Genomic DNA, 19,750 nt, shown 5'->3' with positions numbered 1-19,750 from the left:
GTGGAAATTATTAATCAGTTTTTCCTTCTCCATCTTGTACAATTTGTTGATCAAGTAAAATTTGATATTTATCAACTCTAGGCAGGGAGCTTAATCGGTCTGGATCCAAAAGCACTGACTTATCATATTCGACATAAAAACGCGAAGCTTGTGTTTCTTGACGTCGAACAGGATCAATCTCGTTTCCTAGTTTATTTTCTGCATTTCTTTCTATTGAATCCTGCCTTATAGCATTAATGGTCAATTGTTTTTTTGCAAATAACCCTCCATTTATTCTAAAGAGTGAACCAACCCCATATAATTCAGCATCTGAATCAGTATAAAAGAATGCATCTAAAGGTTCTACATTTTTAATACTATTAAATTCATTAATACGGTTTATAAAGAGGTTTCCCTTAGACATTAAAATTAGTTTTGCTTTGGGATTATCTAAACTTTTGATATTTGTGTGTGAAATCCTCGTAGTACCAACAACATAAATGGTTGAATCAAAAAAGACATCGTCATCTTCAGTATCTTCGTCCTTACTTATGTTATTCCCTTCATAATTATTTCCTTCAATAATTAAGTTTCCTGTCACAATGATATTACCCGGTATCTCTGTATCTCTTGGTATCTGAAGGTCACCATTTACAATGAACCAGCTGGATTCTAATTGGTTCGTACATGTGTCCCCTTGTATGACATTTGAAGTATACACATACGCTTTTGGTGAAACTGTCACATTCTGATCACAAAAGGCAATCTGTTCAATATCGGCATTGTTTGACATCAACGTTTGTACTGCATGTGCAGCTAGTTCGGTTGATCCAAAATTGACTCCATCGAATTGTTTAGAGCCTGAAAGATCATTAAATATTTGTGCTAAAGTGTTTTCAAAGTTTACATCGATAAATTCTGATGTATCTTTTGTAATCGTCATATAAGAATTTTTATAGAAGTATTGATCTAAATCTTGCAATATTGTTGGGATGTCTTCCACTTCATTAATATTTTTTTTGAATGAAACATTTGCCAAGAAGCGATCATCCTCAGAATTTGATCCAAGCTGAGGATACAGTGTTTTTCCCTTACTTATATTTTCTTCATTGTTTTTGGAATCATCATCGATGAAATATGCAGTATCTTCAGTATTGATGATTCCCCCAAATATATCACCTCTAATTTCAGCGGCACCATTTATATCAACAATCCCATCTGGTCCTGAGCCTATTGCATAGTTTAAAAAGCTAGGTGTAGGTGAAAGGTAGATGTTTCTGGAAACAGTCTTTGTTATGTTTGCACCATCTTCATTTTTAATAGTGTAAGAGAATTTAAAAATACGAGTAAGTTGTTTTGTTTTATCAATGTTTCCAAACTTTTCATCTTCTGTAATATCAGTTATGGTAAGTGAATGATTCTTGTTTTTAGAATAGGATTCTGAAATATCCGTACTAATATCTCCTAAATTAGAATCAAGTTCACCAATATTCAAGTTTTGTTCAGATAATAATATTTTCCCACCTTCATCTTCATCTTTAAGTATTTCTGTATTAAAAATAGCGATCGCTTCATTCAGATTTTTAGTAGCTTCTGCAGTCAACTCAATATCATCAACTCTTACACCAGTTCGTTGATTACTATTTATCGTGGCAGATACAATCGCTAATCCTAAAATGGTGAAAATTAATGATACAAGAAGTACGGTTATGAGTGTATTACCTCTTTCGTTTGCCAATCACTTGCACCTCTTTAAAATCCAAATTTGCTTTCCAGTTTAACAGGATCTGCTGAAATTAGACTGTCTTTTGTAAAATCTTTATGTTGGATATGAAGAACCATATTAATTAAACCTTCTTCACAGGTGTATTCATTATTGTCGTTGTTAATACACTCATTGATTTCTATTTTTGATTTTTCCTCATTTCCCACATCTTCTTCAAGGAAAAGCAGATATTTATCATTAAGTAAATTTCTTTGAGGTATTTCATCTGTATAACCTTGAAAGGAAAGGTTCACATGACTATCATCCATTTTGATGGTGATGTTTTTTTCTACATCTAACTTTTCTTCGGTAATAATAGATGGAAAATCTTTATCAACATTAAGAGTTGTATTATGAGTGATCGTAATGCAATCTTCTCCACATGACTCAACTGAATCAATAGGGGCTTCATATAATTCTTTCATAATAGACGAAACAATATAATCCGCTTCATCTCTTAACTGCATTTCAATACCAATACGCTCATAGGACTTGATTCCCATATGAAACACATTATATACGACAACTAACAAAATAGAAGAAATCAATATAGTTGCCAATACTTCAACTAACGATACCCCATTTTCATTCTTAACATATTTAACGAAGTTTTTCATTTTTGATAAACCCTTCTAAAGTAGTTTCGTTGTCATCATCCCACTGAACGTGAATTTCCATGGGTATAAGGGATGAGGAAAGGTCAGATTCACTATGCTTCTTGAGTGTAACGTTAATAGAGAAGGTACGGTTGTTTAGGTCTGGATTGAATGTATATTTACAAATTGATTTCTTTTTTATCATTTCCTCACTTGACCCGCTATACCATTTTTCACAAACATCCACTTTTAAAACGATTGATGACCCTTGTCCTTCATCGGATAAGCCATCGACATATTTACTTTTCATTTCTTCAAAGTTTTGCTGTTCCATATAATTCAACATATTTCTTGCAGCATACACACCTAAAGTGTCATTTTCACTTTTTTGAGAATAGTTCATCGCTTGAGAAAATAAGGCTAATAATCCTAGTGTTAAGATACTGAATATGACAATAGAAAGCATAACCTCTATCAAAGTAAACCCTTTGTTATGGGAGAAAAGTTTTACCAAATTGAATTTCATTCCAATCCCTTCTTTCCAATAGGTCGACTTTATTATACAATAAGTTATAGTCGATTTTTGTCTTTTTTTAGTTATTTTTGACTGAATAAATGGTGCAAATGATAGAAAAATAGGAAATAATACTTAATCACTAGCGGGGTGATGGTTTGAAGGTATATTTATTGCTGTTAGTCGGCTTCGTATTACTAGTTCCAATTATGTATATTCTGCCGATTGGAATACAAAAACGGGGGAGAATACTCCTAGTGAGTATCGCTTTATTATTTGCTGCATTATTTACCTTTACTGTTCAAGTTATACCAATATGGCAGGCTGCAACAGCGATCATTGTTATTCTGTTTTCTTTAGGATATTTGTTAAGCAAAAAACAATTCCTTTTTGAACAGGAAGAGGTATTTGAATCAGTTGATACTAGGAATGAAGTAATGTTAATGAACGAAGAACAGGTTACTAGTAGTCAAATGGTTGAGGAGATTGTAGTTAACGAAGAAACTTCTATTGAAGTACCGATTGTTGAAACTGATAATTCTGAGGAGCATATGGATATCGAGAATACTAGAGTAAATAATGATATTTCTCCTGTTGAAAAAGATAGAGATGAACTCGCGGATTTCTTTGAACAATTTGACAAAAATACTCAGCTTAATGAGGAGTTAACGATTGAGCATAAAGCTGAACTAAGTTCTCTGTCAGAGGTTGCATCCACAAAGGATAATGAAGGCTTTCCTAAAAAGGATGAGCAGGGAGGTACAGATGACTTTTTATTGGAGCTTTTCGAAGGTCGTGAAAGTGAAGTGATGGATGAACATAATCTACAAAATGAAACCATTGATCCTAATGTAGATGTGTCCCCGGATTTAAATGACCTTTTTGAAAATATTATGAATGATACTCCTAATAAAGATTCGGAAGAAGCTCTAAATGACGTTAACAACATAATTGTTGAGGCTGAGACGGAAAATAGTGAAAAGGTTTCTTATGAAATAGTCGAAACTGAAAAGGAAGTCCCGATTCAGGAATTAGGCGAGGTTGTATTAGATCAACCAATTCAAGAGATAGATGAAACTAAGGAAAAAGAACTAAGTCAAAATGAAGCTGGTCAAATAAGAAATTACACTCACGAAGATGAGAATATTGACCTGGAAGAACCGAACAACAATGACATTTCAAATAGTATTTTAAATATGCTTCTCGACCAACTTCATGTTTATAAACAAGTTCTATCTGCGACAGAATATGAAAAGATCTTACAAAAGGCTATTGAGGAAGCGAAGTCTGAAAAAGACTGCTTTTTATTTGCGAAAGAACTTTTATTTTATTATCGACAAACAGACAATAAAGAAAAATATGAGTTGCTACTTAGCGATATGAATGAGAAATTGAGAAAATATCCACTCTTAATTCAACAATTATTATGGATACAATGATCGATATAAAAAGTATAGAGAATAGGTGTGTGTATGATGAAGAAAAGTACTGAAATTTTAGGATTACCAATTATTGGTATTTCAGCTGGATTAGAGCTCGGTAGTGTGAAATCTCTTGTTATCAATCCGGAAAAAGGAACGGTCGATTTTCTAACTGTTGAGCATGATGATTGGCAAGTAAGTGTAAAAGCTATTCCGTTTAGTAAGGTTATTGGTATTGGGGAATTTGCATTAACGATTGATTCCGATAATGCCATCATTGATTTAAATGAAATTCCTATCGCTAATCAGCTTGTAAACAAACGAATTAAAATTACAGATACCAGAGTGATGACTCGTAAAGGACAGCTTCTTGGAGAAGTAAAGGAATACTTTGTGAATGAAGATACGGGACAAATCATTGGATTGCATTTAAATGTAAATAACCAAGATGTTTTCATTAAATCAGAGTTTGTCCTTACTTTCGGTAAAGATATCCTTGTTGTAAAAGAAGAAGCATCTGCCCAATTTTTAAATTCTGCAGAAAAATTAGTTGAAAACCACGAGCTTGAAGATGTGGTGGAAGAATTAATCGAAGAAATTACTCCTGTAAACGAAATAAAGGAGGATGACTTAAGTCATCAAGAAATTGATTCAATAAAAGCAAAGCAAATTGATTTACTTGAAGGGAAAAAAGTCATTAAAGACATTTATGGTGCAAACCAGCAAGTAATTATTGAAAAAGGTACAACGTTAACAATCGAAGACATTAAAAAAGCACAGGATGAAGGTCCTAGTACGTTTGTTGAATTGTCAATGAATACAGAACTATAAAAGGAGTAACCGATTTTGATGGCAAACAGATGGTTAAAAATAGTTAGTATCTTGCTTATTTCCACTGTTTATCTAATTAGCTTCTCTCATGTCGGTGTCATGGCGTTTGACGCATTTCTTAATAAAGGCTCATTAAAACCGGGTACACAAATTGCGTCTATTCAGATAGAGAACATGACTAGGAATCAGGCCGAAAAGAAACTAGAGGAAAACTTAGCAGCTTGGTTTAAAGAAGAAAATCTTCTGCTTCTCATTAATGGAGAAAAAATCGTAGTGAATGAATTCTTTTTTACCATTGATATACCTGCAACGATAGAGCAAGCCAACAATGGAAAAGGAAATGGTTTTGTCGTACAAATCAATCAAGATGTGTATGAAGCAGATTTAAAAAGTGTATTACAAGATCAATATGAAGCAATTGATCACAACCTTTTACAGTCCACGCTTATTAATTCATTAAACAAAATGACGAATGAGAAGCAATATTTTACAGTTGAGGCCTTTATGAGGGATGATGTTGAATCAATAGCAGCTGAAAATACGCTAGCTGCACCTTTTAATCAAGATGATGTTCAAAAAGTATTAAGTGCCCTTGGAACAGTTGAGGTTCCAGCACAGTCACAGGTTTCTTTACTTGAATTGATTGGAGATTCAAAGCTACCACAAGAAGGACTAGATATTGTCTCATCCGCTATTTATAAAACGATATTATTGACTAATTTTGTGATTGTAGAGCGTCAAACGAGTGAATCATTGCCTGAACATATAGAACTAGGATATGAAGCTTTGATTGAGACGGATTCATCGGATCTTAAATGGTTCAATCCTAACGAAACGGATTATACACTTACATTCCAATTAATGAATGGAAGTCTTAATGTCAAAGTGAATGGTGCTCCTTTCCTGCAAAATTATCGCGTGAAGTTTGAAGATAAAACATCATATTCTCCAAAGACAATTGTTCGCTACACGAGCTTATTAGATGAAGGAAAAGAAGACGTGAAGCAAGCTGGTAAAGAAGGTCTTTTAGTGAAAGTGTTCCGGGAGGTATATGATGCAAACGATGTGTTTGTGGAATCAGAACAAATAGCTGAAGATTTTTATCCTCCAACTCATAAAATTATTGAAACGGGTCTAATTAATAGAATGGTAGAAAACGCTACTGAAATAGTTGATGAAGGAAGTTCTCAAAGTATAGAAGAAGATACAACAAACAGATCAACAACTGGTTCTGAACAAAATGAGTCTTCTGATGAGCAAGTCAGTGAAACTGATGGAAACCAAACCTCCCAAACGGAAACAAGTAACACACAACGTGATGGGCTATGGGAAACTCCTACTAAAGACGCTTTAGAAAAGTAACTTCGAGAAAAAAGAAGGGATTTACATGAACGACACAAGAAAGAGATTAGGAGATTTACTGATAGATTCAGGCCTTATTACAGAGGAACAGCTACAGTCTGCTTTAGCTGAAAAGCAAAAGGGGCAACGACTGGGAGATGCCTTGTTGGAAAGAGGATATATTACGGAACAACAATTAATTGAAGTTCTTGAATTTCAATTAGGCATACCACACGTAAGTTTGTATCGCTTTCCTTTTGATCAAAAGCTAATTAAGCTGGTACCAAAAGAAATGGCGAAGCGGAATTTACTTATTCCGATCAAAGTTGAAGGTGATAAGCTATTCGTTGCAATGGCTGATCCAATGGATTTCTTTGCAATTGATGACCTTCGCCTCGCAACAGGCTTCCAAATTGAAACAGCTATTGCTTCAAAGGACGATATATTAAGAACGATAAATAAATATTATGAAATTGATGATAACATGTCAGATATCATGAATCAACTTACAGTCCAAGATGAAGTACAAGAAGAGAAAATCACGAGTGATGATTCACCAGTTGTTCGGCTTGTGAATCAAATTCTGCAAAATGCTGTCCAACAAAAAGCAAGTGATATTCATATTGACCCTCAGGAAACAAAATTACTTATTCGTTATCGAGTTGATGGAATTTTAAAAAATGAGCGGACATTTCCAAAGCATATGCAAAGCGTGTTAATAGCACGCTTAAAAATCATGGCGAATTTAGATATTACCGAGCACCGTGTACCGCAGGATGGAAGAATTAAAATGCATATTGATTTTCATCCTATTGACTTACGTGTTTCAACACTTCCAACCATTTATGGTGAAAAAATTGTTATGCGTATTTTAGATCTTGGTAGTACATTAAATGACTTGAATAAATTAGGGTTCAATCGTTTGAATTTGCAGCGATTTAAAGAGCTTATCGAAAGTCCAACCGGAATTTTGCTTATCACGGGTCCAACCGGCTCCGGGAAATCTTCAACATTGTATGCCGCTTTAAACCACTTGAATTCAGAAGAAGTAAACATTATTACGATTGAAGATCCTGTTGAATACCAGCTTGAAGGAATTAATCAGATACAAGTAAATACCAATATTGGGATGACATTTGCAAAGGGATTACGTTCCATCCTTCGTCAAGATCCAAACATTATTATGGTCGGGGAAATCCGTGACCGTGAAACAGCTGATGTAGCAGTTCGTGCATCTTTAACAGGACATTTAGTCTTAAGTACACTGCATACAAATGACTCACTTGGAACAATTACCCGTTTAGTTGACATGGGTGTTGAGCCTTTTCTAGTTGCTTCATCTCTCACTGGTGTTGTCGCTCAACGTCTTGTTCGTAAAGTATGTAGAGACTGTGCACAGGAACAAACGGCTACACAAAGGGAAATTGAGATTTTTGCTAAACTGGGCCTGACGATTGATCGTGTCGTTAGAGGCAGGGGCTGTGGTACGTGTAATATGACTGGTTATAAAGGACGTATTGCGATTCATGAATTGTTGGTATTAAATGATGAAATGAAGAGAGTCATTATGAATAATGAGCCATTTTCAAAGCTTCGTGAGATCGCGATTAAACATAAAACAATTTTTTTAATTGATGATGGACTACTAAAAGTGAAACAAGGCTTTACTACAACAGAAGAAATTTTACGCGTAACCGTAGCGGAGTAGGTGAAAACATTGAAAGCTAAAATTGACTCAATCTTAAAGCTTGCCTTTGATAAGCAGGCTTCAGATATTCATTTATCTGTTGGAGTGCCGCCGGTGATGAGAATAAATGGAGAGTTACTAAAGATTGGACAGGATATCCTTCTACCCGCTGAAACGGAGGAAATGGCAAAAGCAATCATTTCAACATCAAAATGGCCAATGTTTTTGGAAAAAGGTGAGCTGGATTTTTCTTATGGGCTTCCTGGAATATCCCGCTTCCGTGTCAATGCATTCAGGCAGCGATCTTGTATATCATTGGCCATTCGCATTGTACCGAGAACGATTCCATCTTTAGATGATTTGCATTTGCCGGCAATTTTAAAGAAGGTCGTTGAAAAGCCACATGGATTAATTTTAGTTACAGGTCCTACTGGAAGCGGGAAATCTACAACTCTTGCATCAATGATCCACTACATGAATCAGACGATGAAGCGTCATATCATTACCTTAGAAGATCCGATTGAGTATTTGCATAAACATCAGCAATGTATTGTAGATCAACGTGAGGTTGGATTTGACACAGGCAGCTTTGCCTCGGGATTAAAATCGGCATTACGTCAAGATCCTGATGTCATATTAGTCGGTGAAATGCGTGATCTTGAAACGATTCATACAGCGATCACAGCTGCTGAAACAGGGCATTTAGTCTTAGGAACACTTCATACGTCTTCAGCAGCATCAACCGTTGATCGTATCATCGATGTTTTTCCGGCAAACCAGCAACCGCAAATTCGCCTCCAGCTTGCATCAGTTCTTGTAGGAATACTCTCTCAAAGACTATTCCAAACAATTGATAAAACAGGCAGGAGAGCAGTTTTAGAAGTACTGCTAAATAATTCTGCAATTTCAAGCTTGATTCGAAATGAAAAAACCTATCAAATACCAAGTGTAATTCAAACAAGTCGGGCACAAGGAATGCAATCCTTTGAAAGCTCATTAATGGAATATGTGAAGGCAGGAATTATTTCACAAGAAAGTGCCATACCATTTAAACAGGGGTCGACAGAATAATGGCTAGATTTAAATATGAAGGTCGTGACCGTACCGGAAAAAAATCAGGTAATGTGACAGCAAGTTCAAAACGTGAAGCAGTACTAAAGTTAAGTGAACTAGGAATACGTATTACCAATATTGAAGAAATTCCTGAAACACTTCTTACAAAGGATATTGCCATCGGCAATCCTGTTAAACTTCAGGACTTCGTTATTTATCTAAGACAATTTTCTACCTTACTTCGAGCAGGTGTAACAATTGTAGATGCTACAAATATTCTTGCAAAGCAAACGAGCAGTAAGGCATTAAGACACGCACTTGAACAAATGGAAGACGATTTAAAATCAGGACAGGCTTTATCTGTTAGTGCAGCAAAGCATAAGCGTATTTTTTCTGCTATGTTTGTGAACATGATTAAAGCTGGTGAAGCAAGCGGAAGCATGGAAGAAACACTTGACCGATTAGCGATTCAATATGAAAAGCAGCATCGAACAAAGCAAAAGATACAATCTGCATTAGCCTATCCAATGGCCGTTGCGATTGTAGCTGTAGTCGTTGTTATTTTCTTATTGGTGTCTGTAGTTCCAACCTTTGTAACGATGTTTGAAGGCTTTGGAGCTCAGCTGCCTGCTATTACATTATTCGTCTTAAACTCTAGCATATATATGCAAGAATATTGGTATATCGTCATTCTATTTTTTGTTACGATTTTTGCCGGCTTTTATGCTTTACGAAAGAATAAGCAAACAAAATATTATTTAGACTTGATGGCATTAAAAATGCCGATTTTTGGGAGTATGATTCAAAAGGCTGTCCTTGCCAGAATGACAAGAACACTTAGTTCATTATTTTCGAGCTCAGTGCCGATCCTGCAATCTTTAACGATTGTCGAGAAAATTGTAGAAAATGAAGTGATTGCAAAAGTTTTAGCTAGCTCTCGAAGATCACTTGAAAATGGACTTTCCTTAACAGAGCCGATGAAAAAGCATTGGGCATTCCCGCCTCTTGTTACACAGATGATTGCGATCGGTGAAGAAACAGGCTCTCTCGATGAAATGCTGGGCAAAGTAGCCGATTTCTACGAGGAAGAAGTAGAAAACAGTACAGACCGATTAAAGTCTTTAATTGAACCATTAATGATCGTCCTTTTAGCAGGGATCGTTGGAACTATTGTTATTGCCATTATTGTTCCGATGTTTGACATATTTAATCATGTTCAGATGTAAATTTACAAAAATTTTATATTCATAGTTAAATATATTCATGTATAATATCAATGGAATAGGGAAATCGAACTAATATTTAGGAGGAAACACAATGTTAAAGAAAATTATGAAAAATGAGCGCGGTTTAACATTAATTGAGCTTTTAGCGGTTGTTGTAATTTTAGGGATTATTGCTGCGATTGCGATTCCGGCTATTGGTGGGATGATTGCTAATTCTAAAGCAGATGCACATATTGCGAATGCTAAGCAAATTGCTAATGCTGCAAGACTATATGTTACAACCGGTGATATAGTTAACAAAGATAAAGAGACTGATAATAAAGTTACATTAAAAGAGCTTATTGATGCAGGTCATCTAGAATCAATTAAAGATCCAAATGGTAATGCAGATTATGATACAACTAAATCATTTGTAATTGTTGATGACCCAGAAAGCCCAACAAATTACTATGTAACTCTTGAAGGAGCAAGTAAATACGCAGATGCGACTGATAATATAGATGCTAGTGATTTAACTAGAGAAGATATTGACAATTATAAATAATTAGAAAGATAGTCCTATTGAGGACTATCTTTCTATCTTTAGAAAAGGAGTTACCAAAATGCCAACACTCATCACCCTACACACCTACATCTTCATCCTAGGCGCAGTCCTCGGCTCCTTTTACAATGTCGTCGGTCTACGCGTCCCAATCAAAAAATCGATCGCATACCCAGGCTCAGCCTGTCCAGTATGTGACAAAAAACTATCAGCTCTTGAACTAATTCCAATTTTTTCATACTTATTCCAAAACGGTAAATGCCGCAACTGTAAAACGTCCATTTCACCGTTATATCCTTCAATGGAATTTCTAACAGCGATTCTTTTTACGATTTCACCGCTTTTGGTGGGATGGTCAAAAGAATTGGTTATAGCTTGGACACTAATCTCATTATGTATGATTGTCATTGTTTCTGATTTGAAATATATGATTATTCCCGATAAAGTAAATTTGTTTTTTCTTCTTTTATTTTTAGGAGAACGACTTTTTATTCCAACAGATCCATGGTGGGATCCATTTGCTGGTCTAGTGATTGGAACTGCTGTGCCGCTTATCGTCATCTTAGTTAGCCGAGGAGGTATGGGTGGCGGTGATATGAAGCTAATGGCTGTGTTTGGTCTCGCCTTAGGATGGAAGCTTGTATTATTATGCTTCTTTCTAGCTACATTAATTGGTACAATCGTTGGTATCTTTGGAATGATGATAGGCCTTATAAAAAAAGGAAAACCTTTTCCATTTGGCCCATTCCTCGTAGTTGGTGCTTTAATTGCCTATTTCTTTGGTCATGACCTGATCCAATTATATGTAACCTATTTCTTTCCTTACTTCTATTAAGAGAGGTTTTGAGCATGGCATATCGTTTATTTACTCAAAAACAACAAGCAGTGAATGTATATATATCGAATTATTCGATCCAGTTACTCGAGCTTAAAACGGTTGAACCGTTAGTCGTTCATCGCTTTTTTGAAAGCTATCTTCCAGAGGGTATTATAGTAGATGGTCGAATTAAAGATCCTGATAAACTATCCTTGATTCTGGGGCAATGTATTCAAGATTGGGGAATAAAGAGGAAGCAAGTTCGCTTTATCACGCCTGATGCTTTTGTAAGTGTGCGCAAGGTGAAGGTGCCGGTAGATTTAAAGGATGATGAAATCAAAGGATATCTTTATTTAGAGATAGGTCATAACATTCATCTTCCATTTGAAGAGCCTGTATTTGATTTTGTTCCTCTTCAAGAAACGGAAACAGATAAGGAAATCCTTTTGTTTGCAGCACCGGAAGCAACGATTAACGAATATACTGAACTATTAGATGATCTTAAACTAGATCCTAGTGCAGCTGACTTATCTGCACTCTCAGATTATCGTTTCCTTTTTCATCAACAACATGTTTCAGAAAAGGAAAATACTCTATTAGTTGATGTAAAACTTGATTCAATCAATTTCAGTATTTTCGAACAGCTAAAACCAATTTTTACTCGCCATTTACAGTTAGAAGACATGAGCAAAAATTGGTCATATAAACTAGATCCGGAAACACAAGTTTACTATCAATATGAAGTAAAAGAAAAAGATGTTTTGCTGAATCATTTTCGAGATACTGTGAAGGAAATCGAAAAGATTATTAATTTTTATCGTTTCAGCCTTCATCAGGGAGATCATCAAATTACGCAAATTATATTATTAGGTGATAACCCATATATTGATGAATTTATGAATATCTTGCAAGAGTCAGTAACATCCATTAATATTACACATCCACAAACACAGGTGTACACACATAAAAACATTGCTGTTCCTAATAAGTTTCATACCGTGCTTGGATTAGCATTAAAAGAGGTGTAAAGCAAATATGTTAGCGGAAATCAATTTACTCCCACAAAAACAACAACGAAATTACACCAATATACTCGTTTTGCTGATGATTGCCATCATTTTATTAGTAGGAACACTTGTTATTTTGATGATGGTTAAACAGAAGAACGAGCAAATCACTCAACTCCAACAGGAATATCAGCAGGTTCAGCAACAAACAGCTGCACTTCAACAACAGGCAAGTCAAGATGACTCATCAAAGGCTGTTGCTGAATTGGAAAAAGCGATTGAGTGGTCAAAGGAGTATCCAATTGACTTTGTTCCTCTTTTAAATGAATTAACGAAAAAGCTCCCTGAAAAAGGGTATTTTTATAGTTTGGAATATGGGGAAAATGCTTCTTTACATCTACTTGTTCAATTTGAATCTTCAAGAGAAGCCGCTTATTATTTAAAACGGTTAAAGGATTCTGATGTAATGAACGAAGTGAGACTTGTAACAGTTGAAGCTGTTCCACTGGAAGATCAAGAAGACACTGTTCCAAGGTATCTAGCAACATATGAGCTGTCAATTGATCGAAATGCGGTAAAGGCTTTTGAGAAGGAGGAGAGTAAACAATGATTGAGTGGAGAAAGAAACATACAGTCTTCATTGTTTTCACTGTCGTCATAACAGGTTTACTCGTTTATTTTTCTTATTTGCTCCTTCTTCAGCCGAAATCACAGGAGATTAAGAGCTTACAAGGTCAAATTGACACAGAAAATACGCTTATTCAAACGCTTCAGGCTTCTAGTGGAGAAAATAGTGAAGGAACACTGTTATCAGCAGTTGAATTACAAAAAATATTGCCTGTTAGCCCATTTGAAGAGCAATTCTTATTAGATTTAGAGAAAGCTGAAACAATTTCAAGCAGTTTGATTACAACGTTAAGTTTTCAGGATGGGGAAGCTGTTACAGAAGAAGAGCAAGATGATGAACTCGTCGAGGCTTATGATGAAAAACTGGATCCCGATAGTGAAACAGCTGAAAGTGAAGACTCTACGGAGACGGCAACATCAGATACTATGCCTAAAGGAATTGAAAAATTAACGGTTGAATTGTCTGTAACATCTCCCAGCTATTATGAAGTAGAAGAGTTTCTTAGACAGTTGGAGAATACAAAACGAATTACTCAAATTGAGTCTGTTTCAGTAGAAGGTAAACAAGAGCTTATACAGATAGATGATACGAGCGAAGAAAGTGAATTCACGTATCAAGTGGTTGTATCGACATTTTATTTACCAAATCTTGAAGAACTGAAAGATCAACTTCCGCCATTCCATACACCTGCACCAAGTGACAAAGAAAATCCATTTACGAATGTAGTAGATGAAGACGATGAGTAGGAAACTGTCAGAAAATGGCGGAAAATATTATGGACAAGACGACAAATGTCTTGTTCTTTTTTTTTATCCTTTTGTTAGCATAAGATCATTATGAATGCTCGTGCACTAAGAAGGGTGGGAGGCATATGAAGAAGGAGACCTCAGATACAGTGAAAATTAAAATAAACGGAAAGGACCGTCCCTTAACCGAAAATAAAGAATCAACACACCAATACGAAATAGTATCATGGAAAGAAAAGCTTAAAGCAGAAAAGGAAATGGCTTCAGCTAAAAAGGAGGAAGATGATTTTCCGTGGCTATTACCTGAGGACGATCCAGTTTTTGAAGAAGATCCAAAAGTGATCATTCCCTCTAAAAAGAAGAAAATACTATCAAATGAAAATGTAACACCCTTTCAATATCCTTCGAAAAAGAAGACCAATCGCAATGTTGGTTTTCCAATGAAACAAATGACGACAATTGTTTTGTTGGCTGTAGGAATTGGGGTGGGGTTTGGTTATATTGCGTTAAATTTCTTATCAAATGAAGACATGCCAGCCTCAGCAACACCATCAGAGGTAGTCGTGACAGGTGATTCAGACAATACAGAAGCAAAAGATTCTTCCGATCAAAAAAAGGGTGATCAACAACAAACTAGCACAGCCGCTTCATCAGCGTCATTGCAGCTTTATGCCGTACAAGGTGGGATTTTTTCAACTAAAGAAGGGGCGGATACAGTTGCAGCAGAAATCAAGGATAAGGGTTTAGCCTCAACCGTTATTGAAACAGATGGTTCCTTTGCGGTGTTGGCAGGATTAGGGAAGGAAAAAACGGAGACCAGTGCCATGAATGAGCAATATAAACAACACCAATTCCAGGAGTTTTGGGGAGGAAAGCAGCTTACTCTTTCCATATCAACAACAAAAACACCTGAGAAATGGGTAGATTCCATCACAAGTTTAGCAACATTGTCTGCAGCGGTAACGAATAATCAGAATGCTACTGTTGACCAATTGGCAAAAATAGAAGAACAACTAAATGCAATTGAAACAGGAAATGATAATGAAAAAAAATTAGTCGATAAGCTCCTAGTGGCTACAACAAATCTTAAGGAAAACAAAGGCTGGGAAGCACAACAATCAATTCTCGATGTTGTTCAAGCCTTGCAGTAAAGTTAGGATAAAACTCCAAATCTCCTCTATATAAAAGTAGAGAAGATTTGGATTTTTTTATGTAAAATTAAAAAATGAAAAATTGTCCAAAAAAACCTCATTTGGTAAGATATAGAAGTATCTTCTAATCTGAAACGAAGAAAGGATGTTTTACACATGAATTCAAGCCTCATCTTAGCTTCCGCTTCTCCCCGTAGAAAAGAACTTCTAGAGCTTTTGCAACGTCCTTTTGAAGTAATAAGTAGTGAGGTTGAGGAGGTTGTAGACGAGAATCTTCATCCGGCAGACATGGTTCAATCATTGGCACAGCAAAAGGCAGAAAATGTAGCAAAATCAAATCATGATGCATATGTTATAGGTTCTGATACACTCGTTGTGTTTCAAGGAAAAATGCTCGGAAAGCCTAAAAATGAAAAAGAAGCAATGGAAATGCTGACAATGCTTTCTGGTCAAACTCATGAGGTATATACTGGCGTATCGATTGTTCACAACCGAAATCACCATACTTTTTGTGAAAAAACAAGTGTGATGTTTTATTCATTATCTCAAAAAGAAATTGAGGAGTATATTGCAACCGGAGAACCGATGGATAAAGCTGGTGCTTATGGTATTCAAGGTTTTGGAGCTCTATTAGTGAAAGAAATTAAAGGTGATTATTATGCTGTCATGGGGTTGCCGATTGCCCGAACCAAAAGAGAACTAATCAATGCCGGGTTGAAATGGTAATGGCTAAATTTCAGAACAGTTGTGGCATAAAACGGTAGTGCAAGAACATGATATTCACATAGAGAAAAGATTTTGAGCAGAAAGGGAAAGAAGGAGGATAAATGGAATCGTCAACCTTTAAAATCCGGGATTTCCCGCAAGATGAACGACCAAGAGAGCGACTGTTAAATGAGGGAGCAGACAAGCTGTCAAATCAAGAATTATTAGCGATTTTACTCCGTACTGGTACGAAAAAGGAATCCGTATTAGAATTGTCACAAAAATTATTAAAACATTTTGAAGGGTTAAGAATGTTAAAAGATGCTTCTGTAAATGAGATTACAACCATATCCGGGATCGGTACGGCAAAGGCTGTGCAAATTTTATCTGCATTAGAGCTGGGACGACGTATGAACCGATTAACCTATGATGATCGGTTTGTCATTCGCTCTCCACAAGACGGAGCCAATTATGTCATGGAGGAGATGCGTTTTTTAAGCCAGGAACACTTTGTCTGCTTATATTTAAACACCAAAAATCAAGTCCTTCATAAACAAACTGTTTTTATCGGTAGTCTAAATGCATCAATTGTCCATCCGAGGGAGGTTTACAAAGAAGCATTAAAGCGATCTGCAGCTTCTTTAATTTGTATACATAATCACCCCTCAGGTGATCCGACACCAAGCCGGGAGGATATTGAAGTAACCAAGCGTTTAACTGAGTGCGGTAAGATGTTAGGGATCGAACTTTTGGACCATCTTATTATTGGTGAACAAAAATTCGTTAGTTTGAAAGAAAAAGGCTATATCTAATACTTTTTTTTTTGAGTAATTACGATATAATAAGATTTATGAGTTTTTTTAGGAATGACCCAAAAGACTCTTTTTTTAGGGAAGAGTGAAGAAAGCTGTCAATGTACGTAGAGTCAAATTCGTATATGCGACACACGCAAGTTTATCTAACAAAGAAGAAAGTTGTATTCTGTCAATTTTCCTGAAAATAATAAGTAAAAAGTACATTCGTTTCAGAAAGGAAGATACACCCTATGTTCGGAATTGGGACAAGAGACCTTGGAATAGATTTAGGGACAGCAAACACACTTGTGTTTGTAAAAGGTAAAGGAATTGTTGTACGTGAGCCATCAGTTGTGGCCCTGCAAACAGACACAAAACAAATTGTTGCCGTTGGAAATGATGCGAAAAATATGATCGGTCGTACACCTGGCAATGTTGTAGCACTTCGACCTATGAAAGATGGAGTTATTGCAGATTACGAAACAACTGCAACGATGATGAAGTATTATATTAAACAGGCAACCAAAACAAAAGGTATATTCTCAGGAAAACCTTATGTGATGGTTTGTGTACCATCTGGGATTACTGCTGTTGAGGAAAGAGCTGTAATTGATGCAACAAGACAAGCTGGTGCAAGAGATGCATATACGATTGAAGAGCCGTTCGCAGCTGCAATTGGGGCGAATTTACCAGTTTGGGAGCCAACTGGAAGCATGGTTGTTGATATCGGCGGCGGTACAACTGAAGTAGCGATTATCTCTCTTGGCGGTATCGTAACGAGTCAATCGATTCGTGTTGCAGGTGATGAAATGGATGAGGCGATTACTACATACATTCGCAAAACATATAACTTAATGATTGGTGATCGTACATCTGAAGCCATTAAAGTTGAGGTAGGCTCAGCTGGTTCACCAGATGGTGTAGAAAACATGGACATTAGAGGTCGTGATCTTTTAACTGGATTACCAAAAACTATTTCTATTACTGCAGAAGAAATTGCCGATGCTTTAAAAGACACCGTTGATACCATTGTGGACACTGTTAAAAATACATTAGAAAAAACACCACCGGAACTTGCCGCAGATATTATGGATCGTGGGATTGTGTTAACTGGTGGAGGAGCATTGCTTCGAAATCTTGATAAAGTCATCGGTGAAGAAACCAATATGCCGGTATTAATTGCAGAAGATCCTCTGGATTGTGTTGCAATTGGTACAGGTAAAGCGTTAGAGCACATTCATCTATTTAAAAATAAAGCAAGAGACAGCCGTTAAGTTAAAATGAAATGATTAGAAAAACTTGGCTTGTCGCCAAGTTTTAATGGCGAAAGCCATAGTTTTTCTTATACTATCTTCCATTAAAATTTTATATTTCTGATAGTATAAGTGAAACACCGGTATTTGTATGTAAGGAGCAATATCCTTACGCGTACCGGTGTGTTTTTAAATTGTAAATAAGAAGGTGTTCATCATGCCACAGTTTTTTCTAAACAAACGCCTAATCTTGTTACTTGTAAGTGTTATTGTGTTAGTGTCATTAATTGGTTTTTCGTTAAAGGATGACCGACAGCTGTCATGGCCTGAGCAATTCCTGCAGGATACGGTAAGTGTTTTTCAGTCTATTTTTCATAAACCTGCTGCTTATGTATCAAATGTTTTTGAAAACATAAAAGATCTAAAGAATACATACGAAGAAAATGAGCTGTTAAAAAGTAGACTCGATGAGTATATGCAGCTTGAGGCAGATCTTCAAGATTATAAAGTTGAAAATGAAAAATTGAAAACTGAGCTGGGAAAAGTTTCAGATTTACGAGAATACAATCCTATCTATTCAGCTGTAATAGGGCGAAATCCTGAAAAATGGTATGACTATATCTCAATCGATAAAGGTGAACAAGACGGCGTTGAGCCTAATATGGCAGTTGTTACAGCACAAGGTCTGATAGGGAAAGTAAAATCAACCTCTCAATTCTCATCAACAGTCCAGTTATTAAGTGCTACTGATTTAAAAAATAGAATTTCAGCTGAAGTACAACCTGCAGAAGTAAAAGAGAATGAACAAGATAATAAAGAGGAAAACAAAGAAACAACGAAAAATAATGAAACAGTAACAGGCTTAATAGAAGGTTACGATGAGGAAAAAGGAGCACTTTTGCTTCGGAAAATTGAGTCTGATGTAAAACTTGTTGAAGGTCAAAAGGTTATAACATCCGGAAAGGGCGGGGTTTTCCCAAGCGGAATTATCATTGGGGAAATTATGGAAGTTGAACCCGACTCATATGGATTAGAGCAAATGGCTTATGTAAAACCAACAGCAAATTTTTATGATATTGATCGTGTATGGGTCGCAGACCGTGTGGCCGCATCTAAAGATCCTGTTGAAGCCGAGGAAAAGGAGGAATAGTTTTGAGACGTTTTATTCTTCCTTTTCTAGTCCTTATTGTCTTTATTAGTGAAAGTACTTTTGCACAACTTGTAAGTATATCATTTTTAGGTGAAGATTATTTATACATCCCAAGATTTTTGTTGGTTTTTGTTATCTTTATCACAGTTTACTTAAATCGCACACAAGGAATGTTATTCGGGTTGATTTTTGGGTTTTTGTATGATGTTGTATATATCGAAGTGATCGGGATCTATCTTTTGGCATATGCATTTCTTGCTTACTTAGTTTCAAAAGCAATGAAAGTTCTTCATCAGCATGTTTTAATTGTCATCTTTTTGTCGACTCTTGCAATTGCAATTCTTGAGTTTTATGTATATGGGGTTAATTACGCAATAGGTGCCACTGACATGTCGTTATATGATTTTACAACCAAAAGACTACTAACAACCCTTGGGTTGAATATTGTTTTTGCGTTACTATTTATTTTCCCACTCAAATCGTTTTTAACGAAATTAAAAAAAGCTGAATCTGAAGATTGATCATTCACTTTGTTGAATGTAAGG

Annotated in this window: 20 protein-coding genes; 17 read left to right on the top strand and 3 right to left on the bottom strand. The window is 35.9% G+C overall.

The window, feature by feature from the left end; translation table 11 throughout:
* Positions 1-10: 10 nt before the first annotated feature.
* From HWV59_RS19975 to HWV59_RS19965, 3 genes are read right to left on the bottom strand one after another with little or no spacing between them, the layout of a single operon-like run.
* Positions 11-1,717, bottom strand: a complete 1,707-nt coding sequence (locus tag HWV59_RS19975) for a hypothetical protein (RefSeq protein ID WP_175639847.1) — start codon at positions 1,715-1,717, stop codon at positions 11-13.
* Positions 1,718-1,731: 14 nt separating this feature from the next.
* Positions 1,732-2,361 carry a type IV pilus modification PilV family protein gene (locus tag HWV59_RS19970; RefSeq protein ID WP_175639846.1) on the bottom strand — a complete coding sequence of 210 codons (630 nt, stop codon included), beginning with the start codon at positions 2,359-2,361 and terminating at the stop codon, positions 1,732-1,734.
* The gene (locus HWV59_RS19965) at positions 2,345-2,866 is read right to left on the bottom strand and encodes a type IV pilus modification PilV family protein (protein ID WP_175639845.1); all 522 of its coding nucleotides are present in this window, start codon (positions 2,864-2,866) and stop codon (positions 2,345-2,347) included. The genes HWV59_RS19970 and HWV59_RS19965 overlap by 17 nt, the downstream gene beginning before the upstream one ends.
* Before the next feature lie 146 nt (positions 2,867-3,012).
* Here HWV59_RS19965 and HWV59_RS19960 point away from each other — a divergent pair, with 146 nt between their 5' ends.
* The 17 genes from HWV59_RS19960 (at position 3,013) to mreD (ending at position 19,726) form a co-directional block, all read left to right on the top strand.
* The gene (locus HWV59_RS19960; protein WP_175639844.1) at positions 3,013-4,293 is read left to right on the top strand and encodes a hypothetical protein; all 1,281 of its coding nucleotides are present in this window, start codon (positions 3,013-3,015) and stop codon (positions 4,291-4,293) included.
* Between the two features lie 36 nt (positions 4,294-4,329).
* Entirely contained in the window at positions 4,330-5,106 is a 777-nt protein-coding gene (locus HWV59_RS19955; RefSeq protein WP_175639843.1) for a PRC-barrel domain-containing protein, read from the top strand.
* Positions 5,107-5,124: 18 nt separating this feature from the next.
* Positions 5,125-6,468 carry a G5 domain-containing protein gene (locus HWV59_RS19950; protein WP_235991852.1) on the top strand — a complete coding sequence of 448 codons (1,344 nt, stop codon included), beginning with the start codon at positions 5,125-5,127 and terminating at the stop codon, positions 6,466-6,468.
* Positions 6,469-6,493: 25 nt separating this feature from the next.
* Complete coding sequence (locus tag HWV59_RS19945) at positions 6,494-8,155, top strand: GspE/PulE family protein (protein ID WP_175639841.1); 1,662 nt, start codon at positions 6,494-6,496, stop codon at positions 8,153-8,155.
* A 9-nt stretch (positions 8,156-8,164) separates the two neighbouring features.
* Positions 8,165-9,205 carry a type IV pilus twitching motility protein PilT gene (locus tag HWV59_RS19940; protein WP_175639840.1) on the top strand — a complete coding sequence of 347 codons (1,041 nt, stop codon included), beginning with the start codon at positions 8,165-8,167 and terminating at the stop codon, positions 9,203-9,205.
* A complete protein-coding gene (locus tag HWV59_RS19935) occupies positions 9,205-10,413 on the top strand; it encodes a type II secretion system F family protein (RefSeq protein WP_175639839.1) in 1,209 nt (402 codons plus the stop codon). The genes HWV59_RS19940 and HWV59_RS19935 overlap by 1 nt, the downstream gene beginning before the upstream one ends.
* 91 nt (positions 10,414-10,504) lie before the next feature.
* Positions 10,505-10,957 (top strand): prepilin-type N-terminal cleavage/methylation domain-containing protein, encoded by a 453-nt coding sequence (locus HWV59_RS19930; RefSeq protein WP_175639838.1) that lies wholly within the window; start codon positions 10,505-10,507, stop codon positions 10,955-10,957.
* A 58-nt stretch (positions 10,958-11,015) separates the two neighbouring features.
* Entirely contained in the window at positions 11,016-11,789 is a 774-nt protein-coding gene (locus HWV59_RS19925) for a prepilin peptidase (protein ID WP_175639837.1), read from the top strand.
* A 14-nt stretch (positions 11,790-11,803) separates the two neighbouring features.
* The gene (gene pilM, locus HWV59_RS19920; protein WP_102230799.1) at positions 11,804-12,799 is read left to right on the top strand and encodes a type IV pilus biogenesis protein PilM; all 996 of its coding nucleotides are present in this window, start codon (positions 11,804-11,806) and stop codon (positions 12,797-12,799) included.
* 7 nt (positions 12,800-12,806) lie between these two features.
* Positions 12,807-13,388: a hypothetical protein gene (locus HWV59_RS19915; protein ID WP_175639836.1), complete on the top strand. Its 582-nt coding sequence runs from the start codon at positions 12,807-12,809 to the stop codon at positions 13,386-13,388.
* Positions 13,385-14,152 carry a hypothetical protein gene (locus tag HWV59_RS19910; protein WP_175639835.1) on the top strand — a complete coding sequence of 256 codons (768 nt, stop codon included), beginning with the start codon at positions 13,385-13,387 and terminating at the stop codon, positions 14,150-14,152. Before HWV59_RS19915 ends, HWV59_RS19910 begins: the two co-directional genes overlap by 4 nt.
* 125 nt (positions 14,153-14,277) lie before the next feature.
* On the top strand, positions 14,278-15,303 hold the full coding sequence (locus HWV59_RS19905; RefSeq protein WP_175639834.1) for an SPOR domain-containing protein: 1,026 nt from the start codon (positions 14,278-14,280) through the stop codon (positions 15,301-15,303).
* A 156-nt stretch (positions 15,304-15,459) separates the two neighbouring features.
* Positions 15,460-16,029 carry a Maf family protein gene (locus HWV59_RS19900; RefSeq protein ID WP_102230803.1) on the top strand — a complete coding sequence of 190 codons (570 nt, stop codon included), beginning with the start codon at positions 15,460-15,462 and terminating at the stop codon, positions 16,027-16,029.
* A 101-nt stretch (positions 16,030-16,130) separates the two neighbouring features.
* The gene (gene radC, locus HWV59_RS19895) at positions 16,131-16,820 is read left to right on the top strand and encodes a RadC family protein (protein WP_102230804.1); all 690 of its coding nucleotides are present in this window, start codon (positions 16,131-16,133) and stop codon (positions 16,818-16,820) included.
* Between the two features lie 233 nt (positions 16,821-17,053).
* The gene (locus tag HWV59_RS19890; protein WP_102230805.1) at positions 17,054-18,076 is read left to right on the top strand and encodes a rod shape-determining protein; all 1,023 of its coding nucleotides are present in this window, start codon (positions 17,054-17,056) and stop codon (positions 18,074-18,076) included.
* A 196-nt stretch (positions 18,077-18,272) separates the two neighbouring features.
* Positions 18,273-19,205, top strand: a complete 933-nt coding sequence (gene mreC, locus HWV59_RS19885) for a rod shape-determining protein MreC (RefSeq protein WP_102230806.1) — start codon at positions 18,273-18,275, stop codon at positions 19,203-19,205.
* A gap of 2 nt (positions 19,206-19,207) precedes the next feature.
* Positions 19,208-19,726: a rod shape-determining protein MreD gene (gene mreD / locus HWV59_RS19880; RefSeq protein WP_175639833.1), complete on the top strand. Its 519-nt coding sequence runs from the start codon at positions 19,208-19,210 to the stop codon at positions 19,724-19,726.
* The last annotated feature ends 24 nt before the right edge of the window (positions 19,727-19,750 follow it).

The sequence above is a fragment of the Metabacillus schmidteae genome (assembly GCF_903166545.1).
Classification (GTDB): Bacteria; Bacillota; Bacilli; order Bacillales; family Bacillaceae; genus Metabacillus; species Metabacillus schmidteae.
Note: the sequence above shows the minus strand (reverse complement) of the source record. Positions and strands in the feature narration are given on the sequence as shown.